A 24,949-nucleotide genomic window follows, 5' to 3' on the forward strand; every position below is an offset into this window, starting at 1 on the left:
GAGCAAGTAATATGGCAAGAGATAATGATTATAGAAATACAACATATTGTCCCGTATTGGATAAGGTAGAGGAACAAAAAAATGCTTTAGAAAAAGAAATAAAACTAGCGTTTCCACGGACAAAGATAATATATAATAAGGTGAAGGAGCGGAATAGTGAGTACCATAAAAAATTTGCGAAAATATATAATAATAAGTGTGCATATTGTGGTGCTATGTGGGGACTTCTGCCAGTAGAGTCTTTTGAAGTTGATCATTTTTTTAATGAGGCTTCTTTTCCAGATACAACAGCGGGAAGGACAGAAGCAGGTAGGATGATTAATCTGGCATGGGCGTGCATATCATGTAATCGTGGAAAACGTGGAATTACAATTAAGCCACCATATGATGATTTGCTTAATGTAGATAACGGGAATATAGCAACTGTTTTTAAGAGAGATGAAGACTATTACATTCAGATTTGCGATACATATCAGGATGACGAATTCGTACAACAATTTTACGATGCCCTTCACTTAGGATATGAGACAAGACGTTTAGACTATTTGGGATTGCAGATTGAGGGCAAGTATCAGGTTGAAAAGGATGAAGAATGTAAACGCAAACTAGGTGAAACGCTCAGAATTTTATTAAAGAAAAGAAATCGTATGGCAGTGACAGGCGGAATACAATAATGAAAAAGATAGAGGATAAGTTATCAGGCTCTTATTATACGCCATATAGGACGATTCAATTCATGAAAGAATATTTGGCAAGAGAGCATAAAATATATGGCAAAGTGTTAGAACCGTCAGTGGGGGATGGGCGATTTTTAGATGCCTTTGAAAAGGAAGAAAGTATTGAAAAGATTGTGGCCGTAGAATTAATCGAAGAAAAGGTAGGACAGTTAAAAAATAGAGGTTATCTAGAACAAGTAGAGATAGTTGCAGACGACTTTCTAGATTTTGCAGAGAAGACAAGTGAAAAGTACCAGTTGATTATTGGAAATCCACCATACATTAATATTAAAAATATGGAAAACAATTCAAAAGAAAAAGCAAAAGAAATATGCGAGAAATTTCAATTACCTAATTCTTTAATGCAAAATATGTGGGTTGCTTTTGTGCTAGCAGCGGTATCTTGCTTGGAAAGAGAGGGAACTATTTTTTTTGTGCTCCCGATGGAGTTTCTTCAGGTTCAATACGCAGAGAAGATTAGATTGTTTTTGGAAGAACATTTTGATACAATACATATTCTGTCTTTTAAAGAAAGGATGTTTCCAAAAATAGAACAAGAATCTTGTTTGGTTTATTTGACAAATGAATTTAAGAATCAACCATATATTAATTTTAAGATTTATGCTCAATTAGATTCAGATTACCCATATTATTGCTCTAAAATTCAAAGAAATAAACCATTGAAAAAATGGACGAATGCCATTCTTTCAGATGAAGATATTGATTTGTTGAACATGATTGACTCAAAATACAAGAAGGTTTCCGAAGTGTGTGAGGCCTCGCCTGGAATTGTAACTGGAGCAAATAATGAGTTTATTTTAACGAAAGAACAGGTAGAACAATTGGAGTGCCATGAGTTTGTTTTACCGACAATTGCTAAAAGTATTATAGTAAATGGTCAGTTTATATTAACTCAAGATGTAGTTGAAAAAATCGGAGAAAGAGGGAATAGAATCTATTTATTGAATCTATCACATGTTGATGAAAAATTACTTTCGAAATCTTTGAGGGAATATTTGACAACTATTGGAGAAAAACAAAATGCAGCGGAAGTAAAATTAAAAGACAGATATAAATGCAGAAATAGGAAACCATGGTATGGAGTACCAATTGTACGAAATGGTGATCTTTTTTTCTTTAAAAGGTATGATAAAATTCCAAGAATATGTGTAAATGAAACAGATCTTTATACAACAGATATTGCTTATAATATGAGATTGGATTCTGCATATGATAAAGAGAGCATGGCATTTTGCTTTTATAATTCATTGACATTAACTCAATGCGAATTTTATGGGCGGTATTATGCTGGAGGCGTTTCAGAATTAACGCCAAGTGAGTTTAAAAGACTGGCTATTCCTTATCGGAAGATTGATAAAGATGATATTAAGCAATTATCAGAAATGTTTAAGGCAAATGAAAATATTGATAAAATTATTGCATTCGTTAATTTAAAGACAATAGAAAAGGACTGGGAGCATAAACAAATATTAAAACTAGATAAAATGCGGAGAAAATTGATGGAAAGGAGATTGCCGTAACAAGCAATACTTGTGTGAAAAGGGTTAGACGAACGGTATTTGTACTGTAATAATATTGCCTAGATATCTGTAGTTTTGTGGGGATATGTTTTAATTTGATACACATGTGGAGACGGTAGTTCTTTTGTCCCAACAGAAGCCGGATGACACGATAGAGATCGACTTAGACTTAGATGAGCTGGATGCAACCAGTGCAGAGACGAAAGCAACCTATCAGGAAATCATGGATTATGTGCTGAAAGAATTTGACTTGAAGGTTTCAAATTTATATATTTCTTAAATCAAAAGGAAATGTGGAATCGAAGTAGGAGAGAACTATAATCTGCCAAAGACAGAAAATCCAAAAGTGCCACAGTGTCCGAAAGAGAAAGAAGAAGCCATTAAGGCTGCCCTGAAATATTTTGCGATGATCTAAGGACATTGCTGATTTCAAGGAGGAATAACACATGAAAAGCACATTTGAAAAAATGGGTGGAACCTACACACTTGGCGCAGACGGAATTTACTATCCGAATCTTGTCAGTACAGATGAAGAACCGCATTATGGAAAATATGGAATGATTCGGAAAACGTATCTGAAAGAGCATCGTCCGGTAATGTATTCTCTGTATATGTTGGAAGACAGATTGACAGAACATCTGAATGCTGTGGACGATGAAGCACAGGAGAGGATGGGTATTCTGGTGCGTCAGATGATGGAGAAGCAAGGCGTTACGGAAGAATTGAAAGCTCGTGATCAGATGGTGTGGGTTGGAGTTGTAAATAACATCCGGAATGCAGCAGAAGAGATTGTGTTAAAAGAATTGGTCTATATTTAAAGTGTGGAAAGCTCCTTCGGGAGCTTTTTGCTGTTTATAAGATAATTTCTGTCGGAAAATTTGATTTAATGATTTGATTTATAAAACTGGCAATGATACAATTAGCGTAATTTGAAAGAAAGCAGAGAAAATATGAGTGAAAACTTACTGATTGTTGAAGATGACAAAAAATTAAATGATGGAATACGTCTCGCATTGAAGAATGATTCCTATTTCTTTTATCAGTGCCAGACTTTGCAGGAGGCTAGAGAAATCTTGAAAAAGGAAGATATCACATTGGTTTTATTAGATGTGAACTTGCCGGATGGGAATGGGATTGATTTTGTAAGAGAAATAAGGAAAAACAGTCAGGTGCCGATTATCCTGCTTACAGTAAATAACATGGAAGTAGATATCGTAACAGGATTGGACGCTGGGGCAAATGATTATATTACGAAACCGTTTAGTTTGATGGTTTTGCGTGCAAGAGTGTCTGTGCAGCTTAGAAGTAAAGATGCAGTAGCTAAGAATTCTATGGAGCTTGATGGATTCGAGTTCTATTTCGATAAAATGGAATTTTTCAAAAATGGAGAACTTATTGAACTGAGCAAGACAGAACAAAAACTTTTGAAAGTGCTGTGCGAAAACAGAGGAAAAGTAGTGAAGCGAGAATACCTGATTGATGAGGTATGGCAAGGAGATACAGAGTTTGTGGATGCTCATGCTCTGACTGTTGCAGTTAAACGTCTCAGAGACAAATTAGAAGATGATACGCAGAAGCCTGAATATATCAAGACAGTCTATGGAATTGGTTATACCTGGGCGGTGAATGGATGATAGAAATAATTATATTGATTGTAGGAATATTTGTTTTGAGTGGAATCTTCTGGCATAGCATTTTTTATCAGAAAGAAAAAAAGCTTTTGAACCGGCTGCAGCAAATGCTGGATTGTGCCATAGATGGAGAACTGGAACGGACAGAAATATCAGAAGAAAAGTATTCTGCTCTTGAAAACAGTATGAAACAACATTTAGACAGTAGCTTTCTGGCAAGAAAGAACCAACAGGAACAAAAAGAAGTGATACAGAAACTTATTTCCGACATTGCGCATCAGACTTTGACTCCTATTTCAAATTTGAAAATTTATGGTGAAATACTCTCTGAAACGAGTCATGAAAATCAGGAGAAGATAGATACCATTTTGGAGCAGACAGAGAAATTAGATTTCCTGATACAATCATTGGTCAAATTATCACGGATGGAGAGTGGAATTATCGCAGTACATTCGGAGGATACTACTATTACACAGATGCTTGAATCCATACAGCAGCAGTTTAACGTGAAAGCAAGGGAGAAGAATATTACTCTGAGCCTATGTGACACGGATTTGCATGTTCTATGTGATCCAAAATGGACCGAGGAGGCACTCGGAAATATTGTAGATAATGCGATTAAATACACAGCATGTGGGGGAAATGTTCAGGTAAAAGCTGAGCAGTATTCTTTTTTTGTAAAGATTGATATCATTGATGATGGCATTGGAATAGAAAAAGAAGAAATACCAAAGATATTTGGAAGGTTTTATCGGAGTCTGTCAGTGGCAGACCAGCCAGGAGTAGGAATTGGCTTATTCCTTACAAGAGAGATTATTCAGGCACAAAAGGGGTATATAAAAGTGACATCAGAGAGAGAAAAGGGCTCTATCTTTTCTATGTTTCTCCCGATATCAAAAAAGGAATAGTATCAAAACTGTGATATTTCAGAAACCAGATGGAGACATTGTTATGATAAAGTCTGTATTGTAAAGAGCAATACAGGCTTTTTTAAAATATAAGACAGGGAGGAAGACATGAATATATTAAAAGCGGTAGATTTACAAAAAATATATGGACAAGGAGAAACAGAAGTCAAAGCCATTGATGGTGTAAATTTAGAAGTGGAAAAGGGGGAGTTTGTAGCGATTGTTGGAACTTCCGGGAGCGGAAAGTCTACGATGCTTCATATCATTGGAGGATTAGATAATCCAACATCTGGGCAGGTAATTGTGGATGGACAGAACTTAAGCCATATGACAGATGAAGAGCTTACCATTTTCCGACGCAGGAATATTGGTTTCGTATTTCAACAGTATAACTTAGTTCCGATGCTGAATGTATGGGAAAATATTATTCTTCCTGTGAAGCTGGATGGAAAAAAGATTGAAAAGAAATATGTAGACGAAATCATTGATACACTTGGTATTCGGACAAAATTGGAAAATCTGCCAAGTGCTCTATCCGGTGGACAGCAGCAGAGAGTGGCAATTGCAAGGGCTTTAGCTGCAAAACCTGCTATTTTGCTCGCTGACGAACCGACCGGAAATTTGGATTCAAAAACAAGTCAGGACGTATTAGGGCTTCTGAAAGTAACCAGTAAGCGTTTTCACCAAACCATCGTTATGATTACCCATAATGAAGAGATTGCCCAGATGGCAGACCGGATTTTACAGATAGAAGATGGAAAAATTGTTTCAGACAGTGGTCTGGTATAGCAGGGGGCGATTTTATGGTAAAAGTAGAGAATAAAGAGACGTTACGATTATTAACGAGGCGTTTTATGAAAATGAATCGCGCCAGGAATGTTATTGCTGTTATTGCAATCATGCTGACTTCCCTTTTATTCACAAGTCTCTTTGTGGGAAGTGTATCTATGATTCTTTCTAAAAGAGCAACAGAAATTAAGCAGTTTATGGATTCTGCCCATGCCATTGCACAGAATCTGTCAGAAGAAGATGCAAAGCGATTGCAGCAAACAATCGAACAGAGTGAAGATGTTAAGCGATATGGTTCCGGTATTTTTCTGGGAGCTGGAATGGACGAGCGGTTTGGATTTTCCGTAGAGGTCCGATATGCAGATGAAAATATGGCAGAAAGTTTTAACTGTCTGCCAACTACAGGAAGACTGCCGGAGAAAGAAAATGAAGTAGCACTTAGCAGCACGATATTGGAATCTTTGGGTGTTACACCAAAGATTGGGGAAGAAGTAACGCTGACCTGGGAAGTAAATCCCATGCTGAAACAATATAAGACAGATACGTTTAAGATATGTGGATTCTGGCAAGGAGATAAAGCTGTTTTAGGTCAGATGGTCTGGGTATCCGAAGCCTATGCAAAGGAGAATCGTTATCCTGTTACGCAGGAAGAATTAGAAAATGGCATCTACAATGGAGGGAAAGAGTATTCTGTCTGGTACAAGAACCTTTGGAATCTGGAAAAGAAAACGGAAAAGATATCCAAAGCAGCGGGATTTACGAAAGCTGGGACAGGAATGGAAGTCAATCCGGCATATAATCTCTTTGAAGAAGATTCATTTTCATTTTCATCCTTAATTATAATGATTCTATTTGTTATATTAGCTGGATACCTGATTATTTATAATATCTTTAACATTTCTGTGAAAACGGATATCCGGGCTTACGGATTGTTAAAGAATGTGGGAACAACGGGAAAGCAGTTGAAAAAAATTGTACGTATGCAGGCGTGGAGATTATCAGCTATTGGTATTCCAATCGGATTGCTTTGTGGTTATCTTGCAGGTCTTTGTATGGTTCCGTCCTTGACAGCAGATGCTGAAATTAGTGCACAGGCAGGACAGACTGCTCAGACAGTAGTATCAGCAAATCCTTTGATTTTTCTTGCAGCAGCGCTTTTGACACTTTTAACGGTGTATCTCTCCAGTCTGCAGGCTTGTAAAATGGTGGAAAGAGTTTCGCCTGTGGAAGCTCTGCGTTTGGCAGAAGGAGAGCAGTCACATAGGAAAATAAAAAAGAATACTTCTGTAACCTGGTGGGGGATGGCAGTTCAAAATGTGTTACGAAATTGGAAAAAGGGATTGATTGTTATGCTTTCTATCGCTCTTTCTATGGTGGTTGTCAACTGTATCGTGATGCTGGTGCAGGGATATGATTTTGATTCTTACCGAAAAGTGCTTTTAGCTTCCGATTTTCAACTGGATCAGATGACGGGAAGTTTGTTAAATACGAATTTCAACGGTATTACACCTGAAATCAAAGAGATTCTGGACGAATGTCCTGATAGTGCTAAGACAGGATATGTGTATTATTCTGAGGAAACCAACAAGATGGAGCCGGAACTTCTGAAAACATGGGAAGCATTCGCAGATAAATGTGAAAAAAACTGGAATGATTATGAAAAACAGGTTTGGGAAGAGGCAAAGGCTTCCAATACAGTAAGTGTTCATTTTCTCGGAATCAGCGAGTCGGTGTTTGACAAATTAGAATGGAGAGGGGAAAAATGCTCTTGGGATACATTTAAAAGCGGAAATTATGTGCTTGTAGATTATGGTGATAAATATGCAGAGCATCCGGTTTCTTATTATCAGACTGGGGATATTTTTCAGATGGATTACAAAAATGGAAACCAAAAAGATTACGAAGTCATCGGAGAAGCACTGATGCCATATGCATTGGATTATCCGTATGCGGACTGTATCTATATCACGGTATTGGTTCCCGAAGAGGAGTATATCACCCAGACAGGAAATGAATCAGCCATGTATGCTGCCATTGATGCAAAGAAGGGCGAGGACAAGCAGATAAAAGAATACATTGATAAAAATATTTTGAAAGAAAATGATATGATCAATGTGTTTTCTGTATTGGACATGAAAGAGAGTTTTCAGCGGTATGTCAGCAAATATTATATGATCGGTAGTTTTCTTGTCGTTATTTTAGCTTTTATTGGTATTATGAATTTCTTTAATACAACAGCAACCTCTGTAATTAGCAGAAAAAAAGAACTGGCACTTTTGGAAGTTGTGGGAATGACGAAAAAGCAGATATCGAAAATGTTGGTGGCTGAGGGATTCCTATATTTGGGAGGCGCATTTGTGATTGCAGTATTGCTAATTGTGTTTGGAGCAAAGCAAATTTTAGTAAATACGCTCGGTACAGCATTTTTCTTCCGGCTGCATCTTACGATAGTGCCATGTGTGCTTATGATTCCAATTTTGGTTGGGATTGCGTATGTGATACCAAAGTATCAGTTTGAAAAGATGAGTCGGGAAAGCATTGTTGAAAGGATTCGGAAAGAATAATAACAATGTGTAAAAAAGGCGTATGGATTTGATGGATCCATGCGCCTTTTTTAGAAAATTACAATTCTATATCATATGACTTTTTCTTAGTCCGAGCAGGCTGATTTCGCCGTATTTCCTGTTCTCTTTGATATTTAAGTTCCCATGCACGATGGGAGAAGACATCAGGATCTTCTACATTGAGATAATCCACCTCATTGGCTGCAATATCACGACGGTGATAGTCATAATATTTACCGAAAGTACCTTTGAGCTGTTCGATCAGCTTATCCCGAAAATCAGGACGTATCTGGATTCTGGTGTCCAGCAATTCTGTGTATTGTTCTGGATCAGGACGAAATTTTTCTTCCCGGAAAGCAGCGGCGTCTTTTTCAAGCTGTTTTTTAAGGGAGATGTCCTGAGAATCAAGAATATCAAGATTGTTATTCATCTGGTCATATTTCTTGGATAGATTCATCATATCTTTATCAGTAGAGCATTGTGCCTGGAAGATTAGCTGCTCTTTCCTTGATTTCAGTTCTTCAATTTCTTCGGTAACAGTTGTAAGCTGCTGATTCAATTTTATATGCTGGATGGGATTCAAAATACTGGTTTTATCCTTTTGCACATTCAGTTCTTTCCGTTCCGTAACTTTAGCTCTTCATAGGCTTTGATTCCGGTTGGCGTGACGGTGTTTGCTGTGAGATAAGCATACGAAAATCGGAGGTAAAAGGCATTGAGTGGAAATTGAGCTGGAATTGAGAAAAAAGAGATATTGTGCTTACATTCTTCATGTACTCTGGTTGTGATTTCATTGTTTTTTATCGTATAATATGGATACTGGAGGTGGCTTGGATGAAATACAAGATTTTAGTTGTCGATGATGATAAAGAATTGGTGAAAATGCTTTGTAGCTATTTTAATATGAAACAATATGAAACCATTACGGCTACAGATGGAATGGAAGCATTAAATAAAATAAAAATGAAACCGGATATTATTTTATTGGATATCAACATGCCACGTATGGATGGGATTGAAGTATGTCGTCTGATACGTAGTAAAGTGTTATGTCCGATTTTGTTTCTAACAGCAAGAGTTGATGAAGATGATAAAATTAATGGGTTGCTTTCGGGTGGGGATGATTATATTACGAAACCATTTAGTCTTCGGGAGTTGGAAGCAAGGATTGTCACAAACATAAAGAGGGAAGAAAGGCATCAACAAAAAACGGAATACCGTTTCATGGATGAAATGCTGATTGATTATTCTGAAAAAATAGTAGCTATAGCTGGACACAGGATGGAGTTCACAAAAATTGAATATCAGATTATTGAATTCTTATCCATGCATCCAGGGCAGGTGTTTGATAAAGAACGTATATATGCACAAGTCTGTGGATATGATGCGGAAGGGGATAGTAGAACGATAACGGAATTAGTACGGCGTATAAGGAAAAAAATAGCGGATTATTCAGAAAAAGAATACATAGAAACTGTATGGGGGATTGGATACCGATGGAAAAAATAAGAAACTTGTCACTGAAAAAAACAATTCTGCTTTATTTTGTGATCAGCTTAACGGCAGCATTTCTGTTATCTGGATTTACAGTTCATTTTGCAAGAAATATGCAGAATAAAATATGGGAAAAATATATTGATTATGCAGATTATACGGACGTGTTTCAGCAATATGGAAAGAAATACGAGATTGAGATATCAAGACCTAATCAATCGCAGATGAACCGTTTGGACTATTATCTTTCAGAAATGTGTGACTTTATGGAAACATATTCGGTACTGATTTTTTCGATTGTTGGGAGTGTTGCTGCGGTATTCTTTTTTTATAAAAATAAGTTAAAGACACCTCTACAGGAACTAAAAGATGCCTCACAAATGATTGCAGATAATGAACTGGATTTTCATGTGTCCTATGAAAATAAAGATGAGATGGGAACTTTGTGTAAAGAATTTGAAATGATGCGAAGTGCTTTAGCAGATAACAACAGAAAGGTGTGGCGAATGATTGATGACGAGAAGGCTTTGCGGAATGCAATTGCACATGATATACGTTCTCCACTTTCCATATTGCGTGGGTATCAGGAAATGCTCTTAGAGTTTGTTTCTGCTGAGAGTATAAAAACAGAGGATGTTATTGATATCTTGCAAACAGGCATGTATCAGATTGACCGTATAGAGCATTTCACGGAAAACATGAGAAAAATGTCCCATTTAGAACAGAGGGAACTGCAATGCTCAGAGATAGAATTATCGGAACTGGCAAAAAAGATTGAGGCAGAAGCTGCCATGCTGTCCAGGAAGGAAAGTAAATTATGTAAGGTAGAAAGAGCGCAGGAACAAAACATTGTGAAAGTGGATGAGGAACTTGTCATGGAAGTGATAGACAACTTACTGGAAAATGCAGTTCGATATGCACAAAAAAGTATTGCTTTGCAGATAAAGAAAAAGGATGGTTTTCTTGTAATTTCTGTTGAAGATGATGGAATAGGATTTGTGGATACTGAGGAAAAAGTAACAGAGCCATTTTATCATAAGAATCCACAAGATGATTTAAAGCATTTTGGCCTTGGTATGTATATTTCTCGTATTTTCTGTGAAAAGCACGGAGGAAATTTGAAAATATATAATGCCAGACAAGGCGGTGCCCATGTAGAAGCTCTTTTTAAAGCTGAATAAAAATACTTTATAAGGCTGAAATCACAAATATGGTGTGCTACCTGTCAATAGGACAATAAAAAATAATAAATTTTTGTATCGTCAGCCGATTTATGGCTGGCGATATTTTTAGGCTGCTTTTATATATTGATCATGATATTCCATTGGTGTCATCACATTTAACTTTCTTTGCAATCGTTGGTTATTGTAATAATGGATATAATCGGTTATAGCTGCAATTAAGGTAGTTCTATCATTGAAATGTTGGCAGTAATACATTTCTCGTTTTGGAATCCCCCAAAACCCTTCCATCGGTCCATTATCAATACAATGGGCAACTCTGGACATACTTTGTTTCATATGATGTTTCTTTAACCTGGTGCAGAATTGTGCACTTGTATATTGAAATCCACGATCAGAATGGAAGAGCGGATGTGCATCAGGTTCCAAGCAAACTGCTTCATCAAAAGTATTCATAACTAATGGATTATCATTATGGTCACTTATTTTAAAAGTTACAATTCTTCGATCGTATAAATCTAAAATAGCACTCAAATATATCTTGTGCACTTCATTTCCGCTGTAATATTTAAACTCGGATACATCGGTGAGCCATTTCTCATTCGGTTTATCCGCATGAAAATCTCGATGTAAATAGTTTTTGGCAATGTGATCCCTCCTTTCTAGTTCTCTGACTTTTTTTAACAGATCATTTTCCATTTGTAAATCAAGATTTTTTCTTTCAAGCTCAACGATTCTATCACGTAATTCTTCCTCAGGTGTACGACTTGGTAATGATCCGACTCGTCTACCACGGCGGTCTTCCAGACCTTTACTTCCCATTTCTTCGTATCGTTTTACCCAGTTACGAACTTGTTGATAAGAACATTGATATTTCAAAGCCATTGCTCCATAATTCTTATCATTTGCCAAGCATTTCATAACTATTTTTAATCGCTCATCAAGAGTCGTTGATTTTACTTTTTTCATGCAAGCACCTCCAGTGGATGTTTTTAATATTCCACCAGAATTATACACCTGAATCCACTTTAAAAGTTGTGTGTGTGACCGGATTCCGTATTTTAAGCAAATATCATCAAGAGAACCAGCTCCATTAAGATAATCATTTACCGCAGATATTTTTAGTGCTTTTGAGTAACTTTTGTTTTTGGGTTGATTAAGTAAACCTGTTGGTCCATTGCATTGGTATATAGAAATCCATTTTCTAATACTCTGGTAAGCGACTCCAAGGTTTTTACTTGCCTGACCCAATCCAATCTCTCTATCAAGATATTGCTCAACTATTTTTACCTTTACTATTGGATCAATTTTGCTTTTTCTGGACATGAAAATACCCCCATATAGGACTTTTATATTTCATTGTCCTATATGAGGGTAGCATATCAAATAAAGTGGTTTTAGTCTTTTTTTGTTGTGAATTTATTGAGAATTGATTTGTATGATGTTGTTAAAGAAATAAAGAAAGGAAGAGATACAATGAAAACAATCATAAAAAGAAGTATACTTGATTATTTAAAGAACCCTGTTTTGTGGATTGGCTTGATTATTATAGTTGCCAGTATGTATCAATGTCTGTCACCGTATTTGCAAATTCATTATATCAAACAGAATGAACAGGTCACACAAAATGATGTAGAATTGGAAGATGCCGATGTCATGGATGGGTACATTCCCACATCTGATGATAAAGAAAGAAGAAGGGAGTGGGAAGATACGATCAAAGAGACGTTAATGGACACCTCCCAAAATGGTTTTGGATTTAGCAGGCAGGAAGCAGATCATGTAATGAAAGAAATTCAGAATATGGATGTAAAGACTGCTTCTGAGTTCCTGGAATCCCAATATGGCTATTATAACGCAATATATGCTTATGAAGACCTTGAAATTCATAAGGGGACAGCAGAAGAAATCAATCATTATATCGAACAGAAATTATCCGAACATTCTTTTTCCTGGTACTTTGCCAAAAAGTTCACGGATTTTGCAGGATTGCATATGGCCTTTTTTTCAACAGTCTTGCTATCATTTTTATTTATTCAGGATACACGAAAAAGTACCTATGAATTATTACATACAAAGCCTGTTACGGCAATTCAATATATAGGCGGGAAAGTAATAAGCGGATTCATTAGTATGCTGGGAGTATTAGTGATTTTGAATGTTATATTCTTTATGCTGTGTTTGAAAACGTCTTTAGAATCGGGATTTCCGGTAACACCAATTGATTTTTGCGTGAATTCTCTGATCTATATTGTGCCGAATCTTTTGATGATATGTTGTGTCTATACAATTACAGCATTAATATTTAAAAATCCGCTTCCGGCAGCACCAATCTTGTTTTTACACATTATATATTCAAATATGCTGACCATGAAGAATGATATTTATTATATGAGACCGTTCTCTATTATGGTGCGATTCCCTGGCAGATTTTTTGAAACACATGTAGCCAAAATGTCAAACATAAATCAGATTATTCTTGTAATTTCATCAGTTATATTAGTATGTATTTCTGTTACAATCTGGAAAAGGAGGAGGGTTCATTGAAAACGGAACTAAAAAACTGCCTGTCGTTATATAAGATTTTTTATTCATGTGCATTTATACTGATATTGTGTGTTATTCATCCGATTATATACTATGAAGAAATCGGTTCAGCAATTCAGTCTCCAATAGCATTTTTAACAATTATTTTTTGTAGTGACACATATTTGATGGAAGTAAAAAGTAAGCGTGCCGATGTATTTCATTTGTATGATCAAAAAAAGCAGTTAAAAGTAATATCGCAGAGAGTGGGCGTTCAAATATTATATTTATTAATACTTTCTTGTGTTGGATATGTTTTGTTTTTCTGGCAAAAACCGGGCAGTGTAAACGAAGGCATTTCGGGTATTCAGATATTTCTTTTATATTTCATTGCAATGTTTGGAACTATCTGGCTTTGGAGTATATGCACTGTGATTTTGTGTACATTGCTTCGAAATATGTGGGCAGGTATTGGATGTTTATTTGGAATTGTCATTGGACTTATATCAAAAGCGGGAAGTTCATTTTTCGGAAATCTGGGATTGTTTTCTTTCAGCTTTTGTGAACCTACTCAATTAATGTCCGAGAGTTGGATTTATGGAACGCTTGTGTCTTTTATAACGGGGCTGTTTTTATTTGCAGTATTACCAATGGCTTTAAAGAAAAGAGGATAGATTATGAGTATTAGAATAAATGATTTAACAGTTAGATTTAAAAATAGTGTAGTTGCAGTAAATAAGGCATCTCTTGAAATACCCAAGGGAATTTACGGACTTTTGGGTGAGAATGGTGCTGGAAAAACCACTTTGATGAGGGTTCTTACAACCGTTTTAAAACAAACGGAAGGAATGGTTTCCCTTGATGGAATTCTGTATAACGAGGGAAATTATGAGAAAATACAGAAAAAGATTGGTTATCTTCCACAGGAAATCGACTTATATCCGAATCTTACGGTGAAAGAATGTCTTGTATATATGGGAGGACTGTCAGGAGTATCCAGAAATGACCTCGAACCAAGAATTACCTATTATCTGGAAAAGACTTCTCTTACAGAGCATCAGAATAAAAAAATGCGACAATTATCTGGTGGTATGAAGAGACGTGTCGGACTCATACAGGCACTTCTTAATAATCCGGATTTTTTGATTATTGATGAACCTACCACCGGGTTAGATCCGGAAGAAAGGATTAGGATCCGCAATCTTCTGGTTGATTTTTCAAAGGATAGAACTGTGCTGTTTTCCACTCATGTAGTAGAAGATTTAGCAGCAACCTGTACACAGCTTGCCATTATGAAAAAAGGAAATTTTTTATATTCCGGAAGCGTGAGTGGATTGCTGGAAAATGCAAAGGGCTGTGTTTGGAATTGTACGGTACAAAATGCAGATGAGGCCCGTTTGTTAGAAGCCAATTATTCTATTTCATCTAAGCAGTATGTAGAAAATGGAATTCATATGAAAGTATTAAGCAAAGGAAAGCCAAATGAGAATTGTGTCCTGGATAATGATATCACTTTGGAAGATGCGTATATTTATTTGACGAATAGTTGAATATAACGGCGGGCAAATTGCCCGCCGTAAATTGTACTTATTTTGTTAAAAGACCGGATAGAGTTTTTCCAATGGAAAATCCAATCTGTGGATATAACTCCTGAATCTCCAGATATTTTGCTTCAATCATTTCAGGCTCATCAGCCAGATCTTTTCATATATTTTGAAAGCTTTTTTAAAATGTGTTTTGGCGTGTGAAAGATTGGCGGTCATCAGGTAGATGGTTCCAAGGGGTTCTTGTACTGTAGCGTAATCAAGACAGCAATCAGAGTTATATTCCTTTATGCTTTTTGATAATTTTTGCAGAACGGAGATTCCTTTTTCCGGTGCCTGCTGTTCTGTTAGAACCATAGCATAGTTGGTGGTCTGAGGAATACCGTCATGGGTATAAAGTAAATTGTATTGTTCAAGCAGAAAAAGCCCGTTTTCCATATGTTCCATTGCAAGATCTGGATAACCGTTCATGCGGTAAAGACCTCCGAGATTTGAATGGAGATTGGAAACAAGATGAGTATTATCTTCTGTAATTTCTGTAATCAGGGCAAGTGCATCTTTTTCCAGTTTTATTGCTTTTTCAGGTTTGGTTTCAAGGGCTGCCTGAAAATCCAGTAATAACGCCCGGTCAGAGTCGGTGCCAATGCTTTTTGTCTTTAACAGCACCTTCAGTTCCTGAATGATTCCCTTCATACCTTTGTGATAGTTATAGTTATCCATGTATGGAAATGCATTTTCCAGAAAAAGCAGATACTTTGGCATATCATCTTTTTCAATCAGATCTAAGATATTTCCTATTGTTTGAAATAGCTTTTTGTAATAATCTACTTCCATTCCATGCATTAAACATATGTGCTGTAAAGAATCCAGCAATGTGTGGCAACTACTTACAGATGGTTTTGTCTCTGAAAGAGTGATTTCCTGAATCATCGGATGCAGAGAGATAGTGCGACGTGTTGTTGTCTGAACGAAACCAGTCTCAATTAAATCGTTGATTTCATTTAGTGTGGACAGTTCCAGCCATTTGGCAAATATACGGGCAGAAATACCGGTGGAAGGAAGAAAGCATAGATTACACATGATATCCTGCTGTTTAAGAGATAAAGTGTATAGAGAAAACAGCGTATGGATATGATTGTAATAGGTGGCTTTGCTGCTTTGTCCATCTTTGATTATTTTAATTTTATCTTCGTTATGGAAAGATGCTTTTTCCGCCTGAAGTCTTGTTAATAACTGGTCTGGAGTCGAGATTCCATTTTCCAGAAGTTTTGCTGCCAGTTCCACGGCAAAAGTATGAGAGTGAACAGTTTCGATGATCTTTTCAACTGTTGCCCGGTACGTGTCTGCCTCTGAATAAAATACTGATGCCAGCTGGAAGAGAGCGTTCATATCCTCTATTTCTTTTAATGGCAGAGTACAGTATTCATCCAGTTTGCTTCTGGTTGTAAACAAAATCTGGCAGCGATATTTTAATACTACTGACAGAAAGCTGTCCTGTGTCGCAGTGACATTAAAATTATCTATGATAAGCAGAGTATCGGATTTCAGGGAACGCAGGAAACGGTTATGTCTTTGAAACCGTTCCTGTTCAGTGCTTTCCGGCAAATCGTCAATAAAATCCATGTCAGTAATATCCTGATGAAGATTGCCGGTATATTCTACATAAAGGATATTGGTGTATTGCTTTATGTACCGCTTTGCGTAGGCTTTGGCAAGTTCACTTTTTCCGCTTCCGGCGATTCCGCAAAGAAAAACATGACGGTTTTCCTCAAGCATGGTATATAATTCTTCCAGTTCTTTATCTCTTCCGATAAAATGACGGCATGGTTTCGGAACCTCACTGTCCATAATATAATCCAGCACAATGGGGGATAAAGCGCCTCCGGCGAGCAGCTTCTGATTTTTGGTATTACGTTTGATGAATTGGCGTTCCATGCCAAAAGAAATCAGTTTTGCAAGAAACAGCAGTCTTGAACTGGCTGGTTTATATAAGGGAGTCAGATTTTTCTTTTTCGCATCTGAGATGCTGTCATCCTGAATGAATAAAGTGTAAATATCTTGTATAGCCATATTACAGTCAGACATCAGTGGAAGAAGATTCTGGTGGATGGTATGGGCTAATTTTTTCTGATTGGATGGCTTGGAATAGTAAGCGGATATTTTTAAATTGATTGTGTCAATTTACAATCAATTTCTATTCAATGTGGTTTTCCGGCAGGTTCTGTAAAATAAGCTCAGATTAAAACAATGACGGGAGGAGCTTATGCAACAGAATATTGAATTTGAGCGGTGCATTGATTTTCTGGTACGGATGATTGATAAGTACGGCGAAGAAGTCCTCTGGGAGTTGGAGGAAGAAAAACAGAATAAGCAAGAAAAAGAAGCGGCAGTTTCCTGAAATACAAAATGTAAATCAGACTGTCGCTGTTTTCGTGTATTTTTAAATCAAATAAATTTTAAAAGCTGATGCAGAGTGTGTGGCTCATTATTCTGGGAAGCGGTAATACGAGTATCAAATGGCTTGAAATGATTCTGTGTATAAAAGCTCAGAAGAAATTCATTATCTTCGCATTCAAGAAACTCCATAACGCCGCCTACGGAATATTTGAGATTGGATATGGTTTCCAGTGCAAATCCCAGTAGAATATTTCCAGGGATTCGTTTCTCCTTTGGAAGAGAATAGTTCTTTCCTAATTGTGCAATCAAGTAAGCTGCTGTGGTATAGGATTGTGTTTCTTCATCCAGGATACTGACACGGGACAATTTCTTTGCCATTGTTTTGCTGATATTTGAAGCCCGGACAGAAATTGGCTTTACTGTAAGGGAAAAATAGCCAACCAATGAAGCATCTTCGGCATCAAAGACCAGATAAGTGATGGATTGATCTTTTTTCGTAAATTCAATTGCATTATGTAATAAAAAGTATTCTACATCGGGATTTTTGGGACAAGAAAAATCGGAGAGTAAGTCGTAAAGAATTTCCTCTCCGATATATGTCGGTTCGTCTTTATCCAAATATGCCCGAATATTAACGGTAAAATATTTATCAGACATGTTGTTTCTTCCTTTTTGACATTAAAGCTAAGATTTCCTGTGGGTTCGTTAACTGACGTCCGGGAAGTGTCTGCTTTGGTGTGCGGTCACGGTCGGCTTCGTCAATTGCTGCGACAAAACGCTTTACGCTGTTTGGATTGGATACGACAAAATTATGAGTAATACTTGAAGTAGCCATACTAACACCTCCTTTTTTTCTGGCTTTTGTGTATTTATAGTATATGTAATGTGTGATAAAAATACAATATCGAAAACAAAAATAATTTTTAAATAATATTCAAGCCGGACATTTATTAGACGCTTCCGGTAAGCGAACAATATTTTCGAGCCAATCATTTATAAGTCGCCAATGGTGGGCAGACAATATATTTTGATAACAGAAATACTCTGTATCTAACTTAATTATACGATTGACAGAGAAGTGCGTCAATAAGAAAAATAAGTATTGAAAATAGTTGGAACGAGTACTGAAATAAGGTTGGGACATAAAGTGAAGGTTACATTACAAAATAATAAGAATTGTAGGTGGAAGGTTTGAACATAGAGGCATATGATGCAGATTCATTGAGAAAGATGGTTAGGTTGCTTGAATATGAGAACAAGATATTAAAAGATAAATTGAAGAAAGCAGGCATTTCCTATGAAGAGGTGAATCCTTTTGAAGAAAAAATAGAAAGTGCAGAAGAATATGACCTGGATCAAGGGGATCGTATTGTAAATCCACCGTATATTACAGAGAAAATGGCAATACGTTTCTTTTCTATGTTTTGGGGAAGAGAAGATGTATATGCCAGAAGAGGAAAGAATGGGGGCTATTTTCCACAATGTGCGAATTGTTGGAATGACCGGCTTTGCCCTAAACAACGTAAAGAGAAAGTGTTTTGTGATGAATGTGAAAATACTAAATGGATAAGTCTGGATGTAAAAAAATAATTGCTCATTTGTTAGGCACAAAAGAAGATGGATCAGATGTAATAGGTGTATATCCTTTATTGCCAAATGGTACATGCAGATTTATTGTATTTGATTTTGATAATCACGAAAAAGGAGCAGAGGTTACGGACTTTGCAAAGAAGGCAGCAGTTGTAACCAAGGATGCCGAGCGGGAAATGTTAAAAAAGCGAATCGAAGAGATGCGACAGTTCCTGCAGACACAGTCAAGCCGAGTGACTGAATACGATGAGCAGATGGTAAGAAGACTCATTGAGAAGATTACCGTCTTTGATGATAAGCTTATCTTTGAATTCAAATCCGGTATGACACTTGAACTTAAGAGATAATTGAATATGATACGGACACCTTGCAGCAATGCAGGGTGTTTTTGTCGTTCATAGAAAATATACAAAGTGTAACTGTGATAGGATTGAAAATATCAACCATTTGGTTTATAATATAACAAGTTGAGGTGCATTTTAGACATGGAGGATTAAGATGAAAACATCCGATATGATTAAAGAATTATGTAATAAAAAGAATATAAGCGTTTCGGAACTTGCCAGACGGATAGGTCAGACTCCACAGAACTTTGGTAAGAAACTGAAACGAGATACTGTGACTCTTGAGGAGTTAAAGCTGATAGCTGATGTCATGGGTGTTACCTTTGAGCAGTCGTTTATCTTCCCAGACGGAGAGCAGATAAAAACGAGTAACGAATAGGTGGTGATTTCTACGGATAGATTTTCAGAGAAGAGCCTTCTTTCACTTGGAGATTATTATGTGTATGGACTCATAGATCCGCGCACAAAGCAAATCTTCTATATTGGAAAAGGCACGAAAAACAGAGTATTTGAGCATGAAAAAGAAAGCTTGGTCAGTCCAGATAGTGAGAAGCTGAAGACCATCGCAGATATCAAGGATGCCAGACTTGAAGTTGAAAAGATTATTATAAATTCAAACTTAACTGAAGAAGAGGCATTTGCTGCAGAGGCATCACTGATCAATGCATTCAACTATGTTAGTGATGCGGGACTGACAAACATTGTTGCTGGGCATCATTCGGCAGAGGCTTTATTGGTTGATGAGTATGCAAGAATAAACGGTGCCATTGAACTTGAAGAAAAAGACATCAGGCACAGAATCCTTGTTATCAAAATAAACCGACTCTACAAGAGAGGTATGGATGAGAAGGTATTATATGATGCTGTTCGTGGTGTTTGGAGAGCATCAAAGGAAAAGGTTAAAACAGTTGAGTATGTTTTCGGTGTTTACAATTCTTTGATTGTGGCAGTATATAAGCCGTCAGAATGGTTTGCATGTAAAGAGGCAAAGAACAGACTTCCAAGACAGGATATCGTTCTTACATCGAAAACTGAAAATAGATTATTCTTTGTGGATGAAAGATATGAGCAAGGATTTTCGTTGGATGAGAATGAATCGTTCTACATTGGAAAGTCGATAGCTGGACTGAAATTAAATCAGTCGGCGCAGAATCCAATTACATATCTGTATCCACTGGAGAAAGATAAAATTCATATTTAATGAAATTGACAAATCGATATTTAATAAGGAGGAATGTATTATGAATACAGGATTTTGGTCATGTATAATTTTGGCAATACTATTTGTGATTATAGGTGTGTTATTTGCGGTTTTAAAGGAAAAAGCAGCAAAATTTGTTTCGGGATTCAATTCGTTGTCGAAAGAAGAGCAGGCATTGTATGATAAAGCTTATATTTCTCGTGATATAAGAAATCAATGTTTTACATGGGCTGGCATAATGCTAATTGGAGCAGTGCTATCTTATTTTTTAAGTCCATATATGGCTGTTCTAGCTTTTATCATTTGGCTCATCTTATTTTTCAAAGAGGTTCACTTTGATACTTACAAAGCGTTTGAAAAATATTTGTTAAAATAAATTTATGTTTTTTGAAACTGAGAAATCGGGAGTCGGAGGAGCAACATGAATTCTTATAAATTACTCTTTGATTGGCAAATTTCTATGCCAGATAACTGGCAAGGCGAATACGATAAAGAGGATGGGGAGTATATGTTTTTATCCTAACAGTAGTGATTTGACAATTCGTATAACACCATTTCACGCAGAAAGGGAAGGTATGCTTGCACCAAGAGAAGTAATGGAAGATGCTTATATCAGAACAGTGCCAGCATCTGCAAGACAGTGAAATTTAGATTTCTGCATTCCGAGCGGATTTGAAGCAAAGATATACGACGATGTATTATCAGAAGATAGCAACACTATATATGTTGTTTATGTGGGGGATTATTCTGCGGGTGAATTATTATCTATCAGCATATAGAGTACCAACAAAGATGAAGGTGAACAAGCGTTAAAGGATAAAAGTATTCTAATCAATAATATTTATCACATGCTTTCTTATGCCTTTCAGACGTTGAATCAAGAGACATACGATGATGTTGCAGTGGAGTCTTTTGATGAAATGTATAATCTGCTGGCTGCAATCCTAGCAAAAGGCATAGGGTTGCAGCCGAAGCAGGGACTCTACAGAGAATACATAAGTCGTCAGGAAGAGCTGCCTGTTATGCGTGGTAAAATAAACATGCCAGGGACAATAAAAAACAAGCTGGCACATGAAAGAGTGCTTACCTGTGATTTTGATGAGCTGTCAGAAAACAACACATTAAACCAAATCCTGAAAACGACAGTGATGCTTCTTCTGCGAAACGGAAAAGCGCAAGCAAAATATGCAAAGTGATATTCACTTGCTGCATGGAAATACGGTACTCATAATTGAGGCAAAATACTACAGTCACACAACACAGGTACAGTATGATAAACATACTCTTCATTCAAATAATTTGTATCAGATGCATGGTAGTCAGATAAGTGTTAAGACGCTTGATTTGAATTTACCGTTTGCTGAGATTGCTAGTCAAATGGATAGAATTGTGGAGTCACATTTTTCTGGATTAACAAAGGCATATTAAAGTTATTAAATTTGGTGTGATTTTCAATTGTGAAATGAGATGCAACAAAAAGGAGACCTCCTATTGAAAAAGAAAAAAGATGAAATAACCATCCGTTCCAGTGCAGCGGAATACCTGACTTATGTTGCCTCGGTCGGCGATCAACAGGACAGTATTGAGATGCGCTATGAGGATGAGAATATATGGCTGACACAAAAGATGATGGCCATATTGTACGATGTCGGCATTAACACTATAAATTATCATATTAAGAGAATATTTGAGGATAGCGAACTACAGGAGGATTCAGTTATTCGAAAATTTCGAATAACTGCCGCTGACGGAAAAAGCTATAGCACAAATCACTATTCCTTAGAGATGATCATTGCTGTTGGATTCAAGGTCAATTCTGAGCGTGCGGTGCAGTTCCGTAAATGGGTTAATCAAATTGCAAAGGACTATACCATCAAAGGATGGGTTATGGATGATGAACGCCTGAAAAATGGTGGCTCCGTTCTTACAACAGAATACTTTGATCGTTTGCTTGAGCAGATTCGTGAGATCCGTTTATCTGAGCGTAGATTCTATCAGAAGATAACGGACATCTATGCTACAGCTCTTGATTATGACCGCACAGCAAAAACGACAAAGCAGTTTTTTACCAAGGTGCAGAACAAGATGCATTATGCGGTTCATGGACATACAGCAGCGGAGTTGATTTATGAGCGAGCCGATGCAGATAAGCCACATATGGGATTAACTACATGGGCAGCAGCACCGGAAGGCAAGATTGTAAAAAGTGATGTGACTGTTGCAAAAAATTATCTTTCTGATCAGGAAATGCGTTCATTAGAGCGTATTGTTTCAGCGTATTTAGATCTGGCAGAGGATCGTGCTGAACGTCACATTCCGATGACAATGGAGGATTGGGCAAAGCGTCTGGATTTATTCCTGATGGCAGATGACAGAGAGGTCCTCAGGATGTAGGTAAGATTACAGCAGAGATTGCAAAGGCAAAAGCGGAGACTGAATTTGAAAAGTATCGTGTTATTCAGGACAGATTGTTCATGTCTGATTTTGATAAATACATGCTGGAATTGGAAGAGAATGCGAAGAAGTAATAGGATCGGTTCTCTCTTTCAATGCTAGATTTTCAGGTATGATAAGGTCGAGTGCATGGAAACCTGGCTATCAGTTAGGACGAAAAATAGCTGTTGACCTGTTTTTGTAGGAAGAACGGACAAGGTTGAGGCGATGGCGGTTCCTCGCAAGATTTGACTTTTATGTTGGAATCACTATAATAGTAGAAACAAATAAAAAAGTTGAACTTTTTCCGTGGACGGGCGAGGTTTAGGCTGTGATATGGAGAGCGGAATGTATCAAGATATTTTTACTACAGAATTTGTAGATATGTTTCCGCGAACAAACGGAGATATTTTAGTACATGCCATATTGGTCTGGATAGGTTCCAGATGACCGACATCAATCTGGACCTATCGAGCCACGTTGAGACGGTCTGTTTGCTGTCAGGAAAATAAAATTAAGTGCTGAAAAGTGGCGTATTTCCAGGCTTTTTGTAAGGTTAAAATTATTAAAGAAGCCTTGCGGAAAGCTCGGTTTAAAATGCTCTAAAAGTCTTGAAAAATCTAGGAAGTTTTATAGTTGTATACATACTTACACCGGGTGAAGATATCACATTGAATGTTGATTATAATTCTGTAAAAGCAACGATTATGAATGATGAAAATACAAAGTGATTTACGGATTGGAGGAAATTGATATGTTATTTATTTGGTATCCTAAGTGTTCAACCTGCCAGAAAGCAAAGAAATGGTTGGACAGTCACGAGATTGAATATACGGAACGTCATATTGTTGAGGAGAATCCAACATATGAAGAATTAAAAGAATGGTATCAGAAGAGCGGCATGCCGCTTAAGAAGTTTTTCAATACCAGCGGTATGATTTACAAAGAGATGAAGCTGAAAGATAAGCTCCCGACTATGAGTGAGGACGAGCAGTTGAAGCTTTTAGCCACCAATGGAATGCTGGTAAAACGTCCGTTGGTAGTGGGTGATGATCTTGTCGTTACGGGGTTCAAAGAAGCTGAGTGGGAAGAAAAAATAAAGTAAGAAATAATGGAAAGATAGAAACAAAAGCACAGGAGTTTTAAAGGAATGGGCAAAAATATGAAAAAGATAGTTGGCATGGCTGTTATTTTGGCGGCTGTTGTATCTAGAGCAGCCTATTACGAATGATGAAAATACAAAGTGATAATAACAAGAAAAGGTGGATTTGCTGAATATTCGGCAGATCCACCTTTTCTATAAGGGGGGACTATTCAATTACAGTTCCTAATCTTTTCCGTATCATTGGTCCGATTATTGTTACAATAACGATCTTAATCAGGTCAGCCGGGATAAATGGAATGACGCAGACTGCAAGAGCAGCAGCTACGGTATATCCGGACTGGAAGCAGAACCACACGGTTCCGAATGCATAGCAGATTGCTGTTCCGATAATCATAGCAAGTATCTGAATCCATCTCTGATGAAATTTGTCAATGATTATACCAGCAACAATTGCCATTGGGATAAAGCCGATGATATATCCGCCTGTCGGACCGGCGAGTTTAGCGATTCCACCGGCAAATCCGGAGAAAACAGGAAGACCGGCAAGTCCGAGTAACAGATAGATCAGAAGGCTTAAAGTTCCTTTTTTCCAGTTTAACAAATAGAGAGACAGGAAAATTACAAAATTGGTAAGTGATATTGGCACCGGACCGATTGGAACAGATAATGGTGCGAGAATGCAGGTGACAGCAGTCATTAGAGCGGTTGCTGTCAAGGCATAGGTTTTATTTTTTTGTAATTCCTGAGTATTGTTAAGATTCATTTTCATTCTCCGTTTCGTTTTTATTATTCTTATGTTACTTTAGCACGTGAAAAACAGATTGTCAACCACATACGTGTGATTGGTTAACAATCAAAAACAACTAAAGACTATTGATAATTATATCGCAGTGCGATATGCTTTGTATATCGTACTACGATACATAGAAAGGTAAAAGAACTTACTGATGGAGAGATTGTGCTTGTACCAGGAACCATGTATGGG

Annotated in this window: 22 protein-coding genes and 5 pseudogenes; 21 read left to right on the forward strand and 6 right to left on the reverse strand. The window is 37.0% G+C overall.

The genetic code is table 11. The features are described from left to right. The first annotated feature begins 11 nt into the window (after positions 1 to 11). The 8 genes and pseudogenes from DXA18_RS00750 to DXA18_RS00785 all read left to right on the forward strand — a co-directional run bounded on the left by DXA18_RS00750 (position 12) and on the right by DXA18_RS00785 (position 8,149). Positions 12 to 674 carry an HNH endonuclease gene (locus tag DXA18_RS00750; protein ID WP_118382263.1) on the forward strand — a complete coding sequence of 221 codons (663 nt, stop codon included), beginning with the start codon at positions 12 to 14 and terminating at the stop codon, positions 672 to 674. Continuing rightward, the gene (locus tag DXA18_RS00755) at positions 674 to 2,257 is read left to right on the forward strand and encodes an Eco57I restriction-modification methylase domain-containing protein (RefSeq protein WP_064787134.1); all 1,584 of its coding nucleotides are present in this window, start codon (positions 674 to 676) and stop codon (positions 2,255 to 2,257) included. The genes DXA18_RS00750 and DXA18_RS00755 overlap by 1 nt, the downstream gene beginning before the upstream one ends. Positions 2,258 to 2,360: 103 nt before the next feature. After that, positions 2,361 to 2,672 (forward strand): annotated as a pseudogene (locus DXA18_RS17225) (23S rRNA (uracil-5-)-methyltransferase RumA); the annotation flags it as partial. 31 nt (positions 2,673 to 2,703) lie between these two features. Beyond that, the gene (locus DXA18_RS00765) at positions 2,704 to 3,075 is read left to right on the forward strand and encodes a TnpV protein (RefSeq protein WP_118382264.1); all 372 of its coding nucleotides are present in this window, start codon (positions 2,704 to 2,706) and stop codon (positions 3,073 to 3,075) included. Between the two features lie 132 nt (positions 3,076 to 3,207). Beyond that, on the forward strand, positions 3,208 to 3,891 hold the full coding sequence (locus tag DXA18_RS00770) for a response regulator transcription factor (RefSeq protein WP_118382265.1): 684 nt from the start codon (positions 3,208 to 3,210) through the stop codon (positions 3,889 to 3,891). Further along, positions 3,888 to 4,796, forward strand: coding sequence for a sensor histidine kinase (locus DXA18_RS00775; protein ID WP_118382266.1), 909 nt, complete (start codon positions 3,888 to 3,890; stop codon positions 4,794 to 4,796). Before DXA18_RS00770 ends, DXA18_RS00775 begins: the two co-directional genes overlap by 4 nt. A 108-nt stretch (positions 4,797 to 4,904) precedes the next feature. Further along, on the forward strand, positions 4,905 to 5,585 hold the full coding sequence (locus DXA18_RS00780; protein ID WP_118382267.1) for an ABC transporter ATP-binding protein: 681 nt from the start codon (positions 4,905 to 4,907) through the stop codon (positions 5,583 to 5,585). 14 nt (positions 5,586 to 5,599) lie between these two features. Then, complete coding sequence (locus tag DXA18_RS00785; RefSeq protein WP_118382268.1) at positions 5,600 to 8,149, forward strand: ABC transporter permease; 2,550 nt, start codon at positions 5,600 to 5,602, stop codon at positions 8,147 to 8,149. A 58-nt stretch (positions 8,150 to 8,207) separates the two neighbouring features. Here the strand turns inward: DXA18_RS00785 and DXA18_RS00790 are convergent. Further along, positions 8,208 to 8,789 (reverse strand): annotated as a pseudogene (locus tag DXA18_RS00790) (MobQ family relaxase); the annotation flags it as partial. Between the two features lie 194 nt (positions 8,790 to 8,983). Here DXA18_RS00790 and DXA18_RS00800 point away from each other — a divergent pair. Beyond that, positions 8,984 to 9,658, forward strand: coding sequence for a response regulator transcription factor (locus DXA18_RS00800; protein ID WP_014080778.1), 675 nt, complete (start codon positions 8,984 to 8,986; stop codon positions 9,656 to 9,658). Further along, a complete protein-coding gene (locus DXA18_RS00805; RefSeq protein ID WP_118382269.1) occupies positions 9,646 to 10,824 on the forward strand; it encodes a sensor histidine kinase in 1,179 nt (392 codons plus the stop codon). The genes DXA18_RS00800 and DXA18_RS00805 overlap by 13 nt, the downstream gene beginning before the upstream one ends. Before the next feature lie 108 nt (positions 10,825 to 10,932). On the opposite strand, the gene DXA18_RS00810 is transcribed toward DXA18_RS00805, so the two are convergent. Continuing rightward, complete coding sequence (locus DXA18_RS00810) at positions 10,933 to 12,150, reverse strand: IS3 family transposase (RefSeq protein ID WP_199665522.1); 1,218 nt, start codon at positions 12,148 to 12,150, stop codon at positions 10,933 to 10,935. 150 nt (positions 12,151 to 12,300) lie between these two features. On the opposite strand from DXA18_RS00810, the gene DXA18_RS00815 reads away from it, so the two are divergent. Genes DXA18_RS00815 through DXA18_RS00825 form a run of 3 tightly spaced genes read left to right on the forward strand, consistent with a single transcriptional unit; the run spans position 12,301 to position 14,900 of the window. Further along, on the forward strand, positions 12,301 to 13,371 hold the full coding sequence (locus DXA18_RS00815; protein ID WP_118382270.1) for an ABC transporter permease: 1,071 nt from the start codon (positions 12,301 to 12,303) through the stop codon (positions 13,369 to 13,371). Further along, positions 13,368 to 14,024 carry a transporter gene (locus tag DXA18_RS00820; protein ID WP_243006982.1) on the forward strand — a complete coding sequence of 219 codons (657 nt, stop codon included), beginning with the start codon at positions 13,368 to 13,370 and terminating at the stop codon, positions 14,022 to 14,024. Before DXA18_RS00815 ends, DXA18_RS00820 begins: the two co-directional genes overlap by 4 nt. A 3-nt stretch (positions 14,025 to 14,027) precedes the next feature. Further along, positions 14,028 to 14,900, forward strand: a complete 873-nt coding sequence (locus DXA18_RS00825) for an ATP-binding cassette domain-containing protein (protein ID WP_118382271.1) — start codon at positions 14,028 to 14,030, stop codon at positions 14,898 to 14,900. Positions 14,901 to 14,937: 37 nt separating this feature from the next. Here DXA18_RS00825 and DXA18_RS15925 read toward each other — a convergent pair. Then, positions 14,938 to 17,066: pseudogene (locus DXA18_RS15925) on the reverse strand (nSTAND1 domain-containing NTPase); the annotation flags it as partial. Positions 17,067 to 17,157: 91 nt separating this feature from the next. Here DXA18_RS15925 and DXA18_RS16290 point away from each other — a divergent pair. Further along, the gene (locus DXA18_RS16290; protein WP_278337051.1) at positions 17,158 to 17,292 is read left to right on the forward strand and encodes a hypothetical protein; all 135 of its coding nucleotides are present in this window, start codon (positions 17,158 to 17,160) and stop codon (positions 17,290 to 17,292) included. Between the two features lie 47 nt (positions 17,293 to 17,339). Here DXA18_RS16290 and DXA18_RS00835 read toward each other — a convergent pair whose 3' ends face one another. After that, complete coding sequence (locus DXA18_RS00835) at positions 17,340 to 17,948, reverse strand: GNAT family acetyltransferase (protein WP_118382272.1); 609 nt, start codon at positions 17,946 to 17,948, stop codon at positions 17,340 to 17,342. After that, positions 17,941 to 18,126 carry a hypothetical protein gene (locus DXA18_RS00840; protein ID WP_028087235.1) on the reverse strand — a complete coding sequence of 62 codons (186 nt, stop codon included), beginning with the start codon at positions 18,124 to 18,126 and terminating at the stop codon, positions 17,941 to 17,943. Before DXA18_RS00840 ends, DXA18_RS00835 begins: the two co-directional genes overlap by 8 nt. 395 nt (positions 18,127 to 18,521) lie before the next feature. On the opposite strand from DXA18_RS00840, the pseudogene DXA18_RS17575 reads away from it, so the two are divergent. The 7 genes and pseudogenes from DXA18_RS17575 to DXA18_RS00880 all read left to right on the forward strand — a co-directional run bounded on the left by DXA18_RS17575 (position 18,522) and on the right by DXA18_RS00880 (position 23,964). Beyond that, a pseudogene (locus DXA18_RS17575) lies at positions 18,522 to 19,228 on the forward strand (TOTE conflict system archaeo-eukaryotic primase domain-containing protein). Between the two features lie 151 nt (positions 19,229 to 19,379). Then, positions 19,380 to 19,604 carry a helix-turn-helix domain-containing protein gene (locus DXA18_RS00850; RefSeq protein ID WP_048926296.1) on the forward strand — a complete coding sequence of 75 codons (225 nt, stop codon included), beginning with the start codon at positions 19,380 to 19,382 and terminating at the stop codon, positions 19,602 to 19,604. A 60-nt stretch (positions 19,605 to 19,664) separates the two neighbouring features. After that, positions 19,665 to 20,426, forward strand: coding sequence for an LEM-3-like GIY-YIG domain-containing protein (locus DXA18_RS15730; protein ID WP_199665523.1), 762 nt, complete (start codon positions 19,665 to 19,667; stop codon positions 20,424 to 20,426). A 40-nt stretch (positions 20,427 to 20,466) separates the two neighbouring features. Further along, positions 20,467 to 20,802 (forward strand): DUF3784 domain-containing protein, encoded by a 336-nt coding sequence (locus DXA18_RS00860; RefSeq protein WP_118382273.1) that lies wholly within the window; start codon positions 20,467 to 20,469, stop codon positions 20,800 to 20,802. Positions 20,803 to 21,274: 472 nt separating this feature from the next. After that, positions 21,275 to 21,622 carry a 5-methylcytosine restriction system specificity protein McrC gene (locus DXA18_RS15935; RefSeq protein ID WP_243006986.1) on the forward strand — a complete coding sequence of 116 codons (348 nt, stop codon included), beginning with the start codon at positions 21,275 to 21,277 and terminating at the stop codon, positions 21,620 to 21,622. A gap of 295 nt (positions 21,623 to 21,917) precedes the next feature. After that, a pseudogene (locus DXA18_RS00875) lies at positions 21,918 to 22,954 on the forward strand (virulence RhuM family protein). Between the two features lie 659 nt (positions 22,955 to 23,613). After that, positions 23,614 to 23,964 carry an arsenate reductase family protein gene (locus tag DXA18_RS00880; protein WP_118382274.1) on the forward strand — a complete coding sequence of 117 codons (351 nt, stop codon included), beginning with the start codon at positions 23,614 to 23,616 and terminating at the stop codon, positions 23,962 to 23,964. A 205-nt stretch (positions 23,965 to 24,169) separates the two neighbouring features. Here DXA18_RS00880 and DXA18_RS00885 read toward each other — a convergent pair whose 3' ends face one another. Next, complete coding sequence (locus tag DXA18_RS00885; protein WP_118382275.1) at positions 24,170 to 24,727, reverse strand: biotin transporter BioY; 558 nt, start codon at positions 24,725 to 24,727, stop codon at positions 24,170 to 24,172. Positions 24,728 to 24,949 lie beyond the last annotated feature (222 nt).

Source organism: Dorea sp. AM58-8 (assembly GCF_003464045.1).
GTDB lineage: Bacteria > Bacillota > Clostridia > Lachnospirales > Lachnospiraceae > Claveliimonas > Claveliimonas ammoniilytica.

Bases quoted from the DNA above. Each gene is read 5' to 3' on its own strand.
- DXA18_RS00885 (WP_118382275.1), bottom strand. From the start codon at position 24,727: ATGAATCTTAACAATACTCAGGAATTACAAAAAAATAAAACCTATGCC.
- DXA18_RS00880 (WP_118382274.1), top strand. From the start codon at position 23,614: ATGTTATTTATTTGGTATCCTAAGTGTTCAACCTGCCAGAAAGCAAAG.
- DXA18_RS00835 (WP_118382272.1), bottom strand. From the start codon at position 17,948: ATGTCTGATAAATATTTTACCGTTAATATTCGGGCATATTTGGATAAA.
- DXA18_RS00780 (WP_118382267.1), top strand. From the start codon at position 4,905: ATGAATATATTAAAAGCGGTAGATTTACAAAAAATATATGGACAAGGA.
- DXA18_RS00770 (WP_118382265.1), top strand. From the start codon at position 3,208: ATGAGTGAAAACTTACTGATTGTTGAAGATGACAAAAAATTAAATGAT.
- DXA18_RS00785 (WP_118382268.1), top strand. From the start codon at position 5,600: ATGGTAAAAGTAGAGAATAAAGAGACGTTACGATTATTAACGAGGCGT.
- DXA18_RS00840 (WP_028087235.1), bottom strand. From the start codon at position 18,126: ATGGCTACTTCAAGTATTACTCATAATTTTGTCGTATCCAATCCAAAC.
- DXA18_RS00775 (WP_118382266.1), top strand. From the start codon at position 3,888: ATGATAGAAATAATTATATTGATTGTAGGAATATTTGTTTTGAGTGGA.
- DXA18_RS15935 (WP_243006986.1), top strand. From the start codon at position 21,275: ATGCTTTCTTATGCCTTTCAGACGTTGAATCAAGAGACATACGATGAT.
- DXA18_RS00860 (WP_118382273.1), top strand. From the start codon at position 20,467: ATGAATACAGGATTTTGGTCATGTATAATTTTGGCAATACTATTTGTG.
- DXA18_RS00805 (WP_118382269.1), top strand. From the start codon at position 9,646: ATGGAAAAAATAAGAAACTTGTCACTGAAAAAAACAATTCTGCTTTAT.
- DXA18_RS00825 (WP_118382271.1), top strand. From the start codon at position 14,028: ATGAGTATTAGAATAAATGATTTAACAGTTAGATTTAAAAATAGTGTA.
- DXA18_RS00750 (WP_118382263.1), top strand. From the start codon at position 12: ATGGCAAGAGATAATGATTATAGAAATACAACATATTGTCCCGTATTG.
- DXA18_RS00800 (WP_014080778.1), top strand. From the start codon at position 8,984: ATGAAATACAAGATTTTAGTTGTCGATGATGATAAAGAATTGGTGAAA.
- DXA18_RS16290 (WP_278337051.1), top strand. From the start codon at position 17,158: ATGCAACAGAATATTGAATTTGAGCGGTGCATTGATTTTCTGGTACGG.
- DXA18_RS00765 (WP_118382264.1), top strand. From the start codon at position 2,704: ATGAAAAGCACATTTGAAAAAATGGGTGGAACCTACACACTTGGCGCA.
- DXA18_RS00815 (WP_118382270.1), top strand. From the start codon at position 12,301: ATGAAAACAATCATAAAAAGAAGTATACTTGATTATTTAAAGAACCCT.
- DXA18_RS00755 (WP_064787134.1), top strand. From the start codon at position 674: ATGAAAAAGATAGAGGATAAGTTATCAGGCTCTTATTATACGCCATAT.
- DXA18_RS00810 (WP_199665522.1), bottom strand. From the start codon at position 12,150: ATGTCCAGAAAAAGCAAAATTGATCCAATAGTAAAGGTAAAAATAGTT.
- DXA18_RS00850 (WP_048926296.1), top strand. From the start codon at position 19,380: ATGAAAACATCCGATATGATTAAAGAATTATGTAATAAAAAGAATATA.